We start from the raw sequence: 14,178 nt of genomic DNA, 5'->3' as shown, positions 1-14,178 counted from the left end.
AAGCTGGAGGTGTCGCCTACGGGTGGGGCCCGGTGCCTGGCGGTCCTCGCGCCGCGCGTGGCGCGGTCCCTTCGCTCCGCTCGTCGACCTTTCGGACCGGGCATGACGGGACATCCCTGTCCCGGCATGCCCTTGTGCCAGCATCCCTGCTGGCCCATCCGGGTCTTCCTTACTGCACTCAGCGCTGCGGAATGCCTGTCACCGGGCCCCACCCGTCTGCTCCTTTTGCATTGTGCTGACTGCGGGTAACAACGGTTCCGGGGTTTCAGGAAACTCTTTATCCGATTTTATTGCGGAAAAAAACCGCAAATAAGAAAACCTTTTCGCTAAAGAGTCGCTACCGTCGCCTGCTGGTCCATCCGGGTCTTCCTCCCTGCCCTCAGCGCTGCGGATTGCCTGTCACCGGGCCCCACCCGCCTGCTTATTGTATTGTGCTGACTGCGGGTAAAAGCAACTCAAAAGCCTGAGAGGTGGACAATCCCTGCGGTTGACGGGCAATCCGCAGCGCTGCGGCGAAGACGGAAGGCCAGGCGAGGGCAGCAGGGATGCTGCTCTCAGGGAGCGGCGGGCAGGGACGCCCGCTCGCGACCGGGCCGTCCGGCCTGGAGCCGGAGCCAAAGGCACCACGCGGAGCGTGGCGTGAGGACGCCCGGCAAACGCTGGGATTATCCACCGGGACAGCAGGCGTTGCAGCCAGCCAGCCAACCAGCCAACCAGCAGTGCCGGAAACCCTGACACCGGTAACCCCACACCCGATCCTTTTGCATTGTGCTGGCTGCGGCTATAAGCAGTTCCGGTGAGTACAGGAAATTTTTCGCCGGGTTTAATGCGAAATGAATTATGCAATTCAGGAAAGCAAGTGTCATTGAAAGGGGCCACAAATCCGCGTGCGAACAGGGCTTAACCTGAAGTCGTTCTGGTAATGACGGAACGACAAATGGGTTTTACCTGAAGCAACGCAGAAGCCTGAGAGGTGGACAATCCCTGCGGTTGACGGGCAATCCGCAGCGCTGCGGCGAAGACGGAAGGCCAGGCGAGGGCAGCAGGGATGCTGCTCTCAGGGAGCGGCGGGCAGGGACGCCCGCTCGCGACCGGGCCGTCCGGCCTGGAGTCGGAGCCAAAGGCACCACGCAACGCGTGGCGTGAGGACGCCCGGCAAACGCTGGGATTATCCACCGGGAGAGCAGGCGTTGCAGCTAACCAGCTAACCCGCTAACCCGCTAACCAGCCAACCAGCCAACCAGCCAGCCAACCAGCCAACCAGCCAACCAGCCAATCAGCCAATCAGCCAATCAGCAGAGTGCCGGAAATCCTGACATCCGTAACCCCACACCCGATCCTTTTGCATTGTGCTGGCTGCGGATATACGCAGTTCCGGTGAGTACAGGAAATTTTTCGCCGGGTTTAATGCGAAATGAATTATGCAATTCAGGAAAGCAAGTGTCATTGAAAGGGGCCACAAATCCGCGTGCGAACAGGGCTTAACCTGAAGTCGTTCTGGTAATGACGGAACGACAAATGGGTTTTACCTGAAGCAACGCAGAAGCCTGAGAGGTGGACAATCCCTGCGGTTGACGGGCAATCCGCAGCGCTGCGGCGAAAACGGAGGGCCAGGCGAGGGCAGCAGGGATGCTGCTCTCAGGGAGCGGCGGGCAGGGACGCCCGCTCGCGACCGGGCCGTCCGGCCTGGAGTCGGAGCCAAAGGCACCACGCGGAGCGTGGCGTGAGGACGCCCGGCAAACGCTGGGATTGTCCACCGGGAGAGCTGGCATTGCAGCTAACCCGCTAACCCGCAGAGTGCCGGAAACCCTGACACCGGCATCGCAGATATGGCAGCCCAAACAACTGATCGGCAAATGCCAGAATTGTCCGCCGGAATGCCCCTCGCCCGCCCGTCAGGACTTCTGATTTCTCAGCATAGGCTTATGGTGCGCCTTACCGCTGCTGGAAACAGTCGCTTTCGGCTTCGGTGTTGGGGCATCATTCACATGTGCCAGCGCATTCTGACACTCTGCCGTCGGCTGCTGCACTTTTTGCAGCACCAGCTTGTCATAGTGGAGCGTCATCCCTTCCCGCTCCAGCGGCATCACGCGGGCTTCATTATTCACGTTAACCCAACGATCATCGAGGCGAGTCACCTTGCCGGGTTTGGCAATGACCCGCTGCCACTGACGGCAGTCAAGCGTATCGCCCGCGGCGGTCACGATCAGGCTTGCCACCGCCTCTTTACTAACCAGACCTTTTTGCGGCCCCATCGTCTGCCAGTTCCCCACCAGATCGGCAGGCGGAGGCGTTTTAACCACATTATGGTAATTAGGTATCTGTGCGCAGCCTGACAGCGCGACGGCTGCTGCGGTCATTATAATCCAATTTTTCATTTTCAGTTCCTGACTCCTCGACCAGGCGCTACGTTATAATTTCTGATTAACCACCGCAAGCAGCTTCATACCGTTGCCCCCTTCAGCCATAGCAATATTCGCTTCAAACGCCCATTCACGCATGCAGCAGCAACATCTGCACCCACTGGCATTTCACCAAACCGCGCCCCGGTGTAAACTGACGTGCATTATTACGTGCAGGACAAATGATGAAAACAATTGAAGAGTATTACACCACTGCCAGAAGCCTGTTTCTTGAGGCCTACCCTGAAATAAAGCAGGGAATCGACAACCTCCAGGAAGAGGATGCGCAGGCGCTGGGCATGTCGCTGGAACAGTTACAGTCGATGCAAACCGACCGCGCCTGGGCCGCCTTTACCCGCGAGAAAAAACTTGATGGTATGCTCTTTGCCATCCAGCTGGCAGAGCCGGATAAAGACGTGGCGGCTGCCGCTATCGAAACCTATCTGCGCCAGCATGCGGAAGCGCTGGGGATGAGCTGGGAAGAATTTTGTATTAAGAACGAACTTTAAGCGCTCGGGGCCTGCTCCCGCGGCCCCTTCAACATCTTTATGTGCTATCCCTCCTAAACAGTGCCATCCTTTTTTTAAATTTAACCCGGAAAAATGCTTTTTTGCTGCGTAAGCACCTGCTAAGAATGCTCCCAAAGCAGATGTCACAGCAGATTATCGTTCGATAACGGCAACTGTTTGCGCTATATATGCTTACAGCCTGTGACCTGGAGATAATAAACTTTTTAGGATAATTAATAATCGCATGGGGACGTAATAAAACCTCCACCAGAATATTCATCCGTATAAGTATAATTAATGCGAAAGGTCCGGTGTTATTGCGTTAGAGAACCGGGTCGCGTATGTTAACCGGGCAGAGTTTTACCGTAAGAAATGCGGCGTTAAGCCTGTTGTGAGGTCTGCACAGGCTCTGTAACCCTGTCATAGTGCGACCTCCCGCAGTGCCAGGGCCTGTAAGAACTTTGAGCCAGAACAATGCCAATAATTAAATATAAACTCGATTCAGCCATATTCTTATTTTTTTTCTCCTTCTGTTTAGCCACGCTGGGTATAAATTGCCGCACCGTTCAGGCGCTTTCTCTATTCTGGCCGTGTAACGCCCTTCTTTTGGGTATAATGGTACGCTTTCCAAAGATTGAAACGTCACTCAGCTTACCTGCTATTTATAGCGGCATGGTACTGGCCGATCTGTTTTCCGGCACACCCTTAGCCATGTCGCTGACTTTAAATATCGCCAACCTCGCCTTTATCACCGTGGGTAAGGCGGTGCTGCTGGCGGATTTATTGCAGCATCCCCGACCACGACGGCTGCAGGCGTTGATGAGGGTATTTCCCGCTTCCATTCTCGGGGCGGGCGTCTGTGCGGCAGTGGGGTCGTTAGCCAGCCAGCACTATTTTCATGACGATCTGCTCAAAGGCTGGATTTCCTGGTTTTGTGAACAGGTATCAACCTCTATCCTGCTGCTGCCGCTGGCCATTACCCTGCCCCGCCGCGGAGAGCTTAGCGCTCTGTTATGTGAGATAAAGCAAAGTACTCTGTTGCCGCTGTTGTCCCTGGTTATCACTACCGTCACGGGGATTTATGTCGGCGGCGGCGGCAGCCTGATGTTCCCCCTGCCCGCGCTGATGTGGTGCGCCATTAGCTACCCGATCTTCTTTACCTGTGTGCTAACGGGGGTGACCGGTATTGCTGAAATCATCCTGGTGGCAGGCCATATACTGAATATTCAGGGTGCAGACGACTTTTTCCTTATCGACAGCCTGGCTTCGGCGCGACTTGGCGTCGCGGCGATGACCATTAGCCCACTGATTGTTGCTCTCAGCACCACCACGCAGAAAAAGCTGGTTGCGCGTATGACTAAACGTGCTGACTACGATTTCCTCACCGGCGCACTGACGCGCAGCGGGCTGTCGTCACGGCTGAATGCCCTGGCCGCAGGAAAAAATAAGCAGGGTCATTTTTATGGCGCGGCGTTCATTATGGACATTGATCGCTTCAAAAGTATTAACGATACCTGGGGCCATGCGGCAGGAGATCACGTGCTGGTTAAAACGGTTGAGTGTATCCGTCAGTCGCTACCGCCGACGGCTATTGTCAGCCGCATGGGCGGTGAGGAATTTTTGATACTGATTGAAGGCGTTTCACCACCGCGAGCCAGTATCCTGGCCGACCGACTGCGCCGCAGTATTGAGCAACATACCATTATTTACGACGGGCAAATCCTCAACATTACGGTGAGCATTGGTGTGAGTGCGCTGGACATTATCGACTCTGACAGCCTCGAGGCGTCAATCAGAACGGCCGATGAACAGCTCTATATTGCTAAAAGTAGCGGCCGCAATCGCGTGAGTCCGGAGTTTACCCTCTAAAATGATACAACCCGCCGTGGCGGGTTGTGATCGAACCCATTCAGGCTTCGTTATCGATGCGGTTAGCTTCGATTTCAATGTCCTGAATGGTGCTATCCAGCTCATCAAGTAACGTACCCTGCTTCGTCAGCAGTTCGTTCACTCTTGCAGCAAACTCCGGGTGCTTAAATTCGCCCTGATCAAAGGCCAGCCAGTGGGTTGACAGCGTTTCCGTATTGGTTTGTGCATAGTGGCGCATCTCTTTCAGCTGCGAGGTCACGTCACGTAAATGTTCGGTCGGTGATTTGCGTTCCTGATTATCGCTCATGCATTTATCCTTATCTGGTTAAAAAAGTGTTCATAAATTCTGACTCTTATGACAGTGAGAAGTTCATTAACACTTTTTTAACCAAACCTTGCGGCAAAAAAAGGCCGCCAGCGCGGGCGGCCTGAAGAGAAAAATACTCAGAAGTAGGCAATTTTGCGATCCGTGCCATTAATGTTAACCGTGACATAGCCTGCCGCCGTGGTGGTGGCTGGAGCCGTTGCGCTAAGGGTAGCCAGCGTGAGCACGCCCTTCTCATTAGCCCCGACGCCCGCCAGACCGTTATGCATGCTCATACGGGCATTCGGCGACGTAGTCCCGATGGTACTGGTGTCCGTGACCTGCGTTAAATCAGGCGCGAACAGGTTACACTCCCCTGATTCAAAACGGGTAGGCCCGGTTGAGGTCAGGTTAAATACCATGTCACCACTGGCGGCTTTCAGCTTCACCCAGATTTCGGCATAGGTCAGGCCGATTCGGTTAAGCTTCACGTCCAGTACCGCCGGCGAACCTTTATGCTGGATATCGGCATAAATCGCCGTTGAGCAGCGGGAGATACTCAGCCAGGTGTAGCCGGACGATACCGAGGTTACCGGACTGGTGGCCGTTGCAACCAGCACATCATTCGTCACCTTACTGATCATCTCGATAAGCCACTGCTGGTTATCCTTCGGCAGGTTAACTTTACCCAGCTTGTACCAGTTATCGGTGGCGGTGGTGTTAGTGACTTTAAAGCCGCTGTACCAGCCTGCCTTCATCGAACCGGTCATTATCGTGCCGAAGTGCTCGTCGCGACGCCAGCCGTATTCATAGCCTGACAGCCAGCGGGTGGAGTCGGTATTGGTCGTGATGTTACCGCCAGACTGGAGGTTAAGCTGCTTAAGCTGCAGACGGGTGTTGTTCATATTCAGCGCATTGTCACAGGACTCGATGCTCAGCGCATCCACAATCCAGTTACCGTCGCTGAGATTGCCGGGAAAGCGCGAATGCTCAATCCAGACGTTATGAAGCAAACCCTGGGTAACTCGCGGCATATACAACGTCGCATCGCCGTAGCCGGTCTGGAAATTGGCGTTGGTCAGTTCGATAGCCGTTGAGTGATCCCAGGCACCTGCCGCCGTATCTGACCAGGTCACATCAAATACCCTTCCGTAAGTGTTAAGGGTATAAATCTGGTCAAACTTGGTATCCAGCGTATCCAGCAGCTTGATCACCGTACCGCCGTTATTCTGCGCGCGAAAGCGTGAGATAATGACTGACTGACCGGCCACAATGGTATTTTGAAAGAACGGCTGCTGGTTACTGCACATTGCTGCCGTAATCGCCACTTTATTGGTGGTCGTATCCGCTGACGCCTGCCCATCCCAGGAGATCCCTTCAATCGCGACGCGCCTGGCCTGCACTTTGAAAACGGGCGACGTGGATTTATTGGAAATGATGGTCGTCCTGGGCAATCCGCCGTGTGGATTATCATCACCGGTCACATAGAAAAAGGCCATCGCCGTTGCAGAATAGTCGATGGGGTTGATCAGGAACTTGCCTGACGGGAACCGAACACCCAGGTCTTTCGCTACGCTGTTGTAATTTTGCGCCCAGTTCATCATCAACTTAAATGGGCCGCTGTCATCCGTTACGCCATCACCCTTCCCGCCGAAATGATAGATATTCATATCCTCCGGGTTGTTGATAATGCGTTTCCAGTAAAAGCCACTGCCGACGGCATAGGTACCTGAATCATCCGCCTGGGGACAGGTGCCGGTAAACCCGACAAAATCACCGCCGCCGCGATAGGATGAGTCTTTATCCGTATAGCGGCGTAACACGGCAAGATCGCCTGATTTTGCTGGCGCAGTCGTACGCAGTTCGGCAAATGAATTGACTTCGATCATAATAACCTCCGGGGCGATTGGCCATTGCGAATCGCCTTCATTGATATGTTTATTTAGAGAATGAACATGGGGATAATTAATTACGCCAGACGTTATATTTTGCTACTACTTCCCTGTCGCAGTCATTTATTTTACTTTTTGACTTTGCATAATTTCGCCCAGATATCATTATGCAAATTAATTTCTTTTACCGTCCGAATATCCATGACCTGCCAGTCATTTCCATAGGTCCGTAAGGGAGAAAAATAGGTACAAGAAGAGTCGATAATAACCTGTGGACTAGCTGTCACCGTTGCTGGACGACTCGTGCAGCTTGCGACGAGCATCATCATCAGCGAGAGCATTATTAGCTGCCTGTACATCTTTCACCTCCTCTATTGTTTTTGCCTGTTTATTGGCGACCACTGCCACGCGATCGGCTTCTACTTTTGCGGCGGCAACATCAGCCCGCCCTTTCTCCTGCACTTTGCCAATCTTTTTTCCACCAAACCAGCTGACAATAAGCGCAACGATAACCACGCCGGCCCCGGTCAAAAGATGGCTACCGCTGTTAAACAGCGCGAGGAAACTGCTCATGATTTATCTCCTGTCATTACATTTTTCATTACCAGCAGGGGCTTTTGACGAATAAATTGTGATACCACCGCCATTGCCACCATAAAAGAGGCAATAAAGCCCAGATAGTGCTGCGGAAGAATGGACTTCACGTCCTCCGGCAGGCCGTTCCAGGCGCTGATCGCCGAGTCTGGAAAGGATTGCACCCAGGCACCCGCAACCGATCCAATAGAGGCCAGCCAGACCGACCAGGTTTTAAAAAGCAGTTTGGCATGCAGCACAAATTCGACCTTGCCATGTTTCACCACCCAGTGAAGTAAGGCTACAACGATGATGACCGCCGCTAAAAATACGAGAAATTTCATATAACCCCCTGATATGCATCATAGGCTCCGCTGCGCATGACCTGTGCGAGCCGTTTCGCGCGGGCGGGCGTTTGCCTGGCCCACAGGCTGGCCAGCATGCCATCTGCTGCTGCATCAAAATTTCCATTCGAAATTAACACCAGCGTGTTTTTAAAGGCGCTCAATCCATCCACCCCCAGCTGGTAGGCCATGCAATAAAGCACATCTGCCCGGGCAGGATTACACTGCCGCAATGCAACAGTCAGTGAGGGCCTGGCATTCATGTCGCTTATTTTGTCATCCAGTAGTTTCTGCATCCAGATATCTCCCACGCTGTGAGGTACGCTAAACTGATAGTGCGCCAGTGGTGCATCCTTTGGCCCAATAACAATACCGCTTGCCACCGTTGGATAACCTTCCGTATCAATATAGGGCTTTTCCTTATAGCCTTCCTCATAAGCCAGAATTTGTACTATTTTACTCATCTTTCATCTCCCAAATTAAATAACCGCTGCTGCGGCATTGTTATATGGACAGCTTCCTGATAAAGGAAAATCGCATTAAAATAGCAGGGCTTTATTATAATAGCGGCGCGGAAAAGAGTTTAGCGCACTGGATAACACCCCCGAAAAAAACGCCCTGGTTAATAAGCTCTCCTGCCCTTGTTACCTTCGGGATGGAAAAGAATAAAAATTAAAAAATGCGTTATAACAGAATGAAGGCTTTCCTTTTCGCAGAACGGTATCCCTGAATCAAAATGCCTTTTTAATACCTTAGAATGTAAAATGCGTACGCATAAAAATTTCTTTAATTTATTTTTTCACACTCAAGAACGACATCCATGGCACTCAGTGCGCCTTCAACGAACCCTTCGGCTGTCTGGACATTTTTTCGGATGGTGCCATCAGCACAGTGACGTCTTCGGGCAATTGATCGGAGTGAAATACGGTAGAGATAGTGCGCAACCAGCAGCATATGTTCATCTGAATGGTTTATCATAAGGCGGCTGATACAGCTGTCGAGAATCATCCCATCCCGGTCGCCACAGCGTGGTCGACCCGATGGTACTGAGGTAATCAATCCCCGGAAGCCAGCGGCAACGTGAGGATAACTCACGCCGCTGCTTTCGGTGGCCGCCCAGCCTCCCCACATCTCGAGTAACCGTTTTATGTTTCGCATCGTTACCTCCTGCAAAATGGGTTTGGCACTGTTTGCAAACAATTATCCTGTACTCCGCGGCCGCAAATGCTAATTTAGATTGGACCTGATTTGCCTTTTCTGACGCGCAGGAGCGTGAGGGTTGAAAATTACCTTTTTAAGGTATGCCAGCGATTAGGCTGGGCGGCCTGATTGTTAAAGAGCAGCGTACTGGAGAGCCGGCTTCCGGCCTCCCCTTTTAAACCGTTTAAGTATCAACTGAGGTAAGTTATAGCATAGAGTATTAAAACACGCAATAGCAAAGCGTGTTTGACGAAAAATACGCATCGCTATAAATTCTGGTATATGAAACCGAATACACTTGCCTACCGGCTTAACATGGCTATGACCATGATGGGAATTACACAGGGTGCGTTAGCTAAAGCATCGGGCGTATCACAACCTACAATCTGGCGGCTGACCAAAGGCGAGGCTGAGGGCTCCCGCAAACTGGTCGATATTGCTCGCGCGCTGGATATTAACGTCGAATGGCTGGCGAGCGGCGAGGGGGAGATGCGCGGTGCCAATGGCCTGACCGCAATTGATAAAGTGAAAAGTGGCACTACCGTGGCGGTATGGGGACCCGAGGGAAAGACGTCAGAGGCCGTCTCCACTCCCAATGGTGCGAAGGCGAAGAAGACCTGGCGCGCCTATATTCTTGACCGAAATAGCGGCTGTGCAGAGGCAACCGCAGGCAGTATCGTCATCGTGGACACCGACGTACCACCTGAATCTGGAGACCTGGTCATGGCCCAGGTCAATTCACGCGTCTCCGTTTACCGTTATCTTGAAGGCCCCTCTAATGGTTTTTTAACCGTTGATGACCCCAGACTACCCGCTGTTGAGCTATCTGAAGGATCCGCACTGATTGGCGTCGCAATCTTTCTCATCCGTGATTTAAGGCGGTAAGTACTGATATCCTGCCCCTGCAGGATAGTTTCCTTATACCGGCCCCCGGCCACTCTATGCAGCACAGATATCATCAATTTAACCTCACAAATACCTGCCCACTGTGACTCATAAGCGACAGAGGGGCTTTGGCGTAATGATTCATTTGAATAGATTAGTAAAGCTTTTACTAATTTCGCTATAAAAAAGCAAAAAAAGCGCCATTAAAGTTTTAAATCTAATAAAATCATACGCTTAATGCAATAACTAAAATTATTAGTACGATAACTATTGATATTAATAATAACAATAGCTATTGTTTTTAGCAGGAATACTTTACTACCGCTAAACGGTTCTTCCGCAAAGCGCTTTGGAGTCTCCTGTGTCCTTATCACTACCTGTCTTCTGGGGGATTTATGACCATCATTATCTGGAAAACAACCCAAACCGCGGGAACATCTCTGAGCCGTTATAAATCCCGTCGCGCAGCCAAACTGGCCCTGCTGAGAGAGGAAGAGCGGCTGGCGAGAAAGGTTGCCTGTCTCCTTTCCGGTTGCAGCCAGCGCGTGCAGAGTGCAGTGCGGGAGTCGTCACGCGGTAAAATCCTGTAATATTAACTGGGTTTATATACAGTATTTATTTTATGGGATGCGATCAAGGGTTATTAGTAGAAAGAAGGGCAGGTCGCTGTGGCATGAGACAATTTAATCGCAGTACAGAGAGGCTTAAAGATGAACGCATTCAGAACCGGCATAAGTGACCTGCATCCGTTTCGGGCGCGTTAGGAAAAGACGGGAGAAGATGGGAGGTTCAGCGATCCGCTTAATCTCTGACATAAACAGAGGATCGCTGTAAAGCTACTGCACATTCAGGTCGGCGTCGTTACGCCTCAGGGCTAGCCTGCGTAAACCCGATAGCTGACGGACATTGAGGATTTGCAAAAAATACAGTTGGCGCCGTGGGGATTTTTTGGCGAAACGTTGTGGGTAGAAAAGCGGAACTGGCATCCCTGGCATGTGGGACACTTGAATTTTATATTTGGAATAAGAACCTTCATTATCTGTTTTAAGAGACGCTACTGTCGCACTATGGCGCTGAAAAGTCAGTAACTTCCTGCGTGATAGCACGAATTGATCAGCGTGGAATTGTACAAGTTTGGCTATTGCATATAAGTTTACTGCCGCGGGATCCCATCCAGCCCACCCATGCCGCATCGTATGGCGTCTGATGGACAGGAGAGGTTCCTTTGTTGCAGCGTTTATGTTGTACAACTTTAAAAGAAACCATCCGGCCCGTCAGTCACGTGCGTCCAAACGAGCCGCGTTAACTGGCATCTGCCATTTTTGGAGATTCACACTTGCAGCAAAATTCATCTACCGGGCCAGCGCTGGCGCATATTTTCCAGTCTGCTGGCGGTTTGTTAAGCAGTGAATCTGAGGTTATCGGCACGATTATTGCCGAACTTTCAGCCAGTCATGGCTTTGTCTCTAACAAAGCCATCATCCTTAAGCTGTTGGAAAAACTGGAGCAGGAAACCGATATCATCCAGCTCGATATCTATCGTCACGCGCTGGAATATATTGTCCAGCAAACGCCTGACGATTTAGTATGATCGACAGAAACCGGGTCAGCGCAGTGTGGCCCGGTTATCTGCCTCCTGGCGCAATCCGCTTCAGACAGCCGCTTCCTCCAGCACTTTGTGAATCACTGCCGAGAGCTGATTAATTTCAAACTTGGCCACGTAGCCATTTGCCCCCACCTTATGCACGTGGTCTTCGTTGGCGTTCCCCGAAAGCGATGAGTGGATCACGACCGGAATAGCCTTCAGATTCTGATCGGTTTTAATATTGCGCGTCAGGGTAAACCCATCCATTTCAGGCATTTCCAGATCGGTCAGCACCAGCCCGATTTTATCGCTAATCGGCAGCCCCTCTTCCGCCGCCTGGCGTGCCATGATCTTTATCTGATCCCAGGCTTCCTTGCCGGTGATATACATTAGCGCCGGGATCCCCATCGCTTTCAGCCCCTGTTCCAGCATCAGCCGGGCGACCTTCGAGTCTTCGGCCACAATCGCGACCGCACCGGGCTTCATTTTGAAATTGGTCAGGCTGATATCACCCTCTTTCACTTCCCGCACGGAAGGGATGATGTCATGAAGGATCTGCTCCACGTCCAGTACCAGCGCCATCGCTTTTTCATGCTGGGTGCCATCCAGCATCGCGATACTGGTGATATTCCGGCTGGCTACGCCCGATTCGGCGGTGTGAACCTGACTCCAGTTCAGTCGGACGATATCCTCAACGGACTCAACGGCAAAAGCCTGAGTACTCCGGGCATATTCGGTGACCAGCAGCAGATTAAGCCCGGTGGCGGGCGTACAGCCAGCCACCGCGGGCAGATCGATAACGGGAATAAGCTGCCCACGGATGTTTGCCATGCCCAGCAGCGGGGACTTCATGCCGGCAGCTTTGGTAATGGTCGGCATAGGTACGATTTCACGTAGCTTAAACACATTGATGCCATACAGTTCGGACTTGTTCTCCAGCGTGTCGGAACCCAGCCGGAACAGCAGCAGCTCGAACTTGTTGGATAATGCGAGATTGGCGCGCTCATCAATGTCTTTCTGAAAATTATCCACGTGAAACCCTCAATATTATTTTCATTGGCGTACGTCAGTGGCGAGTTCAATGTATTGCCGGTAAGGCACAGGGTGTCGTATGGTTACGCGTCCCGGCTATCCGCTGGGTTGAAATCACTCATAAGAGTTATCGGCAGGTACAGGAAAAAATAGAGGCCATTATTACGCATCGGACGAAGATTTACCGGGTCGCGACGGTTTAATGGCCTGAAAAGCGGAGAAAGAAGGTTTAGCTTTGCTTGTAAGGATCCTTTTTATGATCCTCACTGTCGTCCCGCGTACGAGGAACTTCGCCATGCTCGTTGGGGTTATCTTTGGCCGGGTGATCATCTTCCTCATAGGCATTACCTGCATTCGGCGCCACTTCCGGCAGACCTTTATGCACGTCCCCTTCATCTTTGCGATTTTTGTCAGACATCATGCTCTCCATCTGTTTGATAAAATGTAAGTGTAGTGGAGATTACGCACAGTGGCTTAGTGGTGGGCGATAAACAGCGATTTGCAGTGTGGGCAAAGAAGCGTCTGGTCTTTGGAGACTTTAGATAATGAATGTTTGGATTTTTTTCCACAGACAGGACAGGTGGTGTCCGAGTTGATTTTGCCTATTTGCGCCATTACGCGGTTAAAGTAAGACATGGTGATCGACCTTTTCGGTGAATGATGCTAATCATACCACAACCGGCTAAAATGTGCTCAAAAACCCTTCGCTTTATGGGCATTAACCAGTCGGCTCTGTGATCGCCATTGCAAAATCGTGATGTGGCCTAAGGCACGGTCTTTCGCTGGTTATACTCACTGAAACAATGTGATGGAAAAGGTGATTTATGCTGTGGTTAGAGTCCGGGCTTTACCTGAGAGTAAAAGAGATGGAAAACGGTCCGCGACCGTTGCCGCTACAGAGTGGTTTCTCAACTGATATGGCCTATCGGGCACTGGGTTGCTTTAACCCTTCCGAGACGTCAGACGCCTACTATATCCTTTCCAATGACCGCGATGAGATCTGGTTTATCTGTAATCGCCATCTGCGTACGGTTTGCCTGTCTGGCGAACTTAACCTGTTCCGTATGCCTCTTTCCAGCGCCGGAGTCAGCTCTCCCGACGCTGCAGTAAGGCCGGGATCGCACTAATTCTGTATGCGCAAAAGCAGCTCACTACACCTGCATATTCATGATGTCGGTGTAGGCGCTGACCAGTTTGTTACGCACCTGAATCCCCATCTGCATGGAAACCGACGATTTCTGTAGATCGACCATCACATCATTCAGATTGATCCCCGGCTTACCCATTTCGAAATCCTGCGCCTGGGTGCGCGCGTCATTCTGCGTATCGCTGATCTTGTTAAGGGCAGCCTTAAGCTCACCGGCGAAATCCGCATGGCTGGATGCGTCGGTACTCTTGCCACTGGCCTGAATTGCTGCGGTTTGCAGCTGCTGCATTACGCTTTCAATACCCTGAATTGCCATCTCGTGCCCCGGTAAATGTTCAACGGTGATTTTGCTGTGTGAAAACTTACCACAGTGTCAATAAGACAAAGCCCCTAAATAAGCGCATAAAACGCAGCTTATCCAGCCATCGAATTTCGC

21 protein-coding genes are annotated in these 14,178 nt (G+C 51.8%); 9 read left to right on the top strand and 12 right to left on the bottom strand.

Going from position 1 to position 14,178, the window contains the following annotated elements; translation table 11 throughout:
- Positions 1 to 545: 545 nt before the first annotated feature.
- The 3 genes from AC4PCC_RS08745 (at position 546) to AC4PCC_RS08735 (ending at position 1,908) form a co-directional block, all read left to right on the top strand.
- On the top strand, positions 546 to 800 hold the full coding sequence (locus AC4PCC_RS08745) for a hypothetical protein (RefSeq protein WP_492127108.1): 255 nt from the start codon (positions 546 to 548) through the stop codon (positions 798 to 800).
- A gap of 248 nt (positions 801 to 1,048) precedes the next feature.
- Complete coding sequence (locus tag AC4PCC_RS08740) at positions 1,049 to 1,216, top strand: hypothetical protein (RefSeq protein ID WP_492127107.1); 168 nt, start codon at positions 1,049 to 1,051, stop codon at positions 1,214 to 1,216.
- Positions 1,217 to 1,629: 413 nt separating this feature from the next.
- Positions 1,630 to 1,908 carry a hypothetical protein gene (locus tag AC4PCC_RS08735; RefSeq protein WP_492127106.1) on the top strand — a complete coding sequence of 93 codons (279 nt, stop codon included), beginning with the start codon at positions 1,630 to 1,632 and terminating at the stop codon, positions 1,906 to 1,908.
- Here the strand turns inward: AC4PCC_RS08735 and yedD are convergent.
- Entirely contained in the window at positions 1,896 to 2,378 is a 483-nt protein-coding gene (gene yedD, locus AC4PCC_RS08730) for a lipoprotein YedD (protein ID WP_492127105.1), read from the bottom strand. The two genes, AC4PCC_RS08735 and yedD, sit on opposite strands and share 13 nt — an antisense overlap.
- A 209-nt stretch (positions 2,379 to 2,587) precedes the next feature.
- On the opposite strand from yedD, the gene AC4PCC_RS08725 reads away from it, so the two are divergent.
- The gene (locus AC4PCC_RS08725) at positions 2,588 to 2,911 is read left to right on the top strand and encodes a DUF6388 family protein (RefSeq protein ID WP_492127476.1); all 324 of its coding nucleotides are present in this window, start codon (positions 2,588 to 2,590) and stop codon (positions 2,909 to 2,911) included.
- Positions 2,912 to 3,526: 615 nt separating this feature from the next.
- Positions 3,527 to 4,780: a GGDEF domain-containing protein gene (locus tag AC4PCC_RS08720; protein WP_492127104.1), complete on the top strand. Its 1,254-nt coding sequence runs from the start codon at positions 3,527 to 3,529 to the stop codon at positions 4,778 to 4,780.
- 40 nt (positions 4,781 to 4,820) lie between these two features.
- Here the strand turns inward: AC4PCC_RS08720 and AC4PCC_RS08715 are convergent, their stop codons facing one another.
- The 6 genes from AC4PCC_RS08715 to AC4PCC_RS08690 all read right to left on the bottom strand — a co-directional run bounded on the left by AC4PCC_RS08715 (position 4,821) and on the right by AC4PCC_RS08690 (position 9,051).
- Positions 4,821 to 5,087: a hypothetical protein gene (locus AC4PCC_RS08715; RefSeq protein WP_067700889.1), complete on the bottom strand. Its 267-nt coding sequence runs from the start codon at positions 5,085 to 5,087 to the stop codon at positions 4,821 to 4,823.
- 137 nt (positions 5,088 to 5,224) lie between these two features.
- Positions 5,225 to 6,973, bottom strand: a complete 1,749-nt coding sequence (locus AC4PCC_RS08710) for a putative phage tail protein (protein WP_492127103.1) — start codon at positions 6,971 to 6,973, stop codon at positions 5,225 to 5,227.
- A gap of 279 nt (positions 6,974 to 7,252) precedes the next feature.
- Complete coding sequence (locus AC4PCC_RS08705) at positions 7,253 to 7,549, bottom strand: hypothetical protein (protein WP_492127102.1); 297 nt, start codon at positions 7,547 to 7,549, stop codon at positions 7,253 to 7,255.
- Positions 7,546 to 7,893 (bottom strand): DUF7940 domain-containing protein, encoded by a 348-nt coding sequence (locus AC4PCC_RS08700; RefSeq protein ID WP_492127101.1) that lies wholly within the window; start codon positions 7,891 to 7,893, stop codon positions 7,546 to 7,548. The genes AC4PCC_RS08705 and AC4PCC_RS08700 overlap by 4 nt, the downstream gene beginning before the upstream one ends.
- The gene (locus tag AC4PCC_RS08695) at positions 7,890 to 8,357 is read right to left on the bottom strand and encodes a lysozyme (RefSeq protein WP_492127100.1); all 468 of its coding nucleotides are present in this window, start codon (positions 8,355 to 8,357) and stop codon (positions 7,890 to 7,892) included. The genes AC4PCC_RS08700 and AC4PCC_RS08695 overlap by 4 nt, the downstream gene beginning before the upstream one ends.
- Before the next feature lie 322 nt (positions 8,358 to 8,679).
- On the bottom strand, positions 8,680 to 9,051 hold the full coding sequence (locus tag AC4PCC_RS08690) for an antiterminator Q family protein (protein ID WP_492127099.1): 372 nt from the start codon (positions 9,049 to 9,051) through the stop codon (positions 8,680 to 8,682).
- 369 nt (positions 9,052 to 9,420) lie between these two features.
- Between AC4PCC_RS08690 and AC4PCC_RS08685 the strand changes: the two genes are divergently transcribed.
- Both AC4PCC_RS08685 and AC4PCC_RS08680 read left to right on the top strand, forming a co-directional pair.
- Complete coding sequence (locus tag AC4PCC_RS08685) at positions 9,421 to 9,978, top strand: helix-turn-helix domain-containing protein (protein ID WP_345827921.1); 558 nt, start codon at positions 9,421 to 9,423, stop codon at positions 9,976 to 9,978.
- A gap of 395 nt (positions 9,979 to 10,373) precedes the next feature.
- Entirely contained in the window at positions 10,374 to 10,568 is a 195-nt protein-coding gene (locus AC4PCC_RS08680) for a hypothetical protein (RefSeq protein WP_492127098.1), read from the top strand.
- A 284-nt stretch (positions 10,569 to 10,852) separates the two neighbouring features.
- Here the strand turns inward: AC4PCC_RS08680 and ymcF are convergent, their stop codons facing one another.
- Complete coding sequence (gene ymcF / locus AC4PCC_RS08675) at positions 10,853 to 11,014, bottom strand: cold shock small protein YmcF (RefSeq protein WP_492127097.1); 162 nt, start codon at positions 11,012 to 11,014, stop codon at positions 10,853 to 10,855.
- A 300-nt stretch (positions 11,015 to 11,314) separates the two neighbouring features.
- Between ymcF and AC4PCC_RS08670 the strand changes: the two genes are divergently transcribed.
- The gene (locus AC4PCC_RS08670; protein ID WP_492127096.1) at positions 11,315 to 11,569 is read left to right on the top strand and encodes a biofilm/acid-resistance regulator YmgB/AriR; all 255 of its coding nucleotides are present in this window, start codon (positions 11,315 to 11,317) and stop codon (positions 11,567 to 11,569) included.
- Positions 11,570 to 11,629: 60 nt separating this feature from the next.
- Here AC4PCC_RS08670 and AC4PCC_RS08665 read toward each other — a convergent pair whose 3' ends face one another.
- From AC4PCC_RS08665 to AC4PCC_RS08655, 3 genes are all read right to left on the bottom strand, one after another.
- Positions 11,630 to 12,595, bottom strand: coding sequence for a chemotaxis protein (locus AC4PCC_RS08665; protein WP_492127095.1), 966 nt, complete (start codon positions 12,593 to 12,595; stop codon positions 11,630 to 11,632).
- Between the two features lie 229 nt (positions 12,596 to 12,824).
- Positions 12,825 to 13,013 carry a hypothetical protein gene (locus AC4PCC_RS08660; protein WP_369815684.1) on the bottom strand — a complete coding sequence of 63 codons (189 nt, stop codon included), beginning with the start codon at positions 13,011 to 13,013 and terminating at the stop codon, positions 12,825 to 12,827.
- 56 nt (positions 13,014 to 13,069) lie between these two features.
- Positions 13,070 to 13,210 (bottom strand): YnfU family zinc-binding protein, encoded by a 141-nt coding sequence (locus AC4PCC_RS08655; RefSeq protein ID WP_492127475.1) that lies wholly within the window; start codon positions 13,208 to 13,210, stop codon positions 13,070 to 13,072.
- A 209-nt stretch (positions 13,211 to 13,419) separates the two neighbouring features.
- On the opposite strand from AC4PCC_RS08655, the gene AC4PCC_RS08650 reads away from it, so the two are divergent.
- Complete coding sequence (locus AC4PCC_RS08650) at positions 13,420 to 13,722, top strand: hypothetical protein (protein ID WP_492127094.1); 303 nt, start codon at positions 13,420 to 13,422, stop codon at positions 13,720 to 13,722.
- A 24-nt stretch (positions 13,723 to 13,746) separates the two neighbouring features.
- Here the strand turns inward: AC4PCC_RS08650 and fliE are convergent, their stop codons facing one another.
- Positions 13,747 to 14,058 (bottom strand): flagellar hook-basal body complex protein FliE, encoded by a 312-nt coding sequence (fliE, locus tag AC4PCC_RS08645; RefSeq protein ID WP_067700860.1) that lies wholly within the window; start codon positions 14,056 to 14,058, stop codon positions 13,747 to 13,749.
- Positions 14,059 to 14,178 lie beyond the last annotated feature (120 nt).

The sequence above is a fragment of the Erwinia sp. L03-1 genome (genome assembly GCF_058686115.1).
This window is presented reverse-complemented; position numbering and strand designations above follow the sequence as displayed.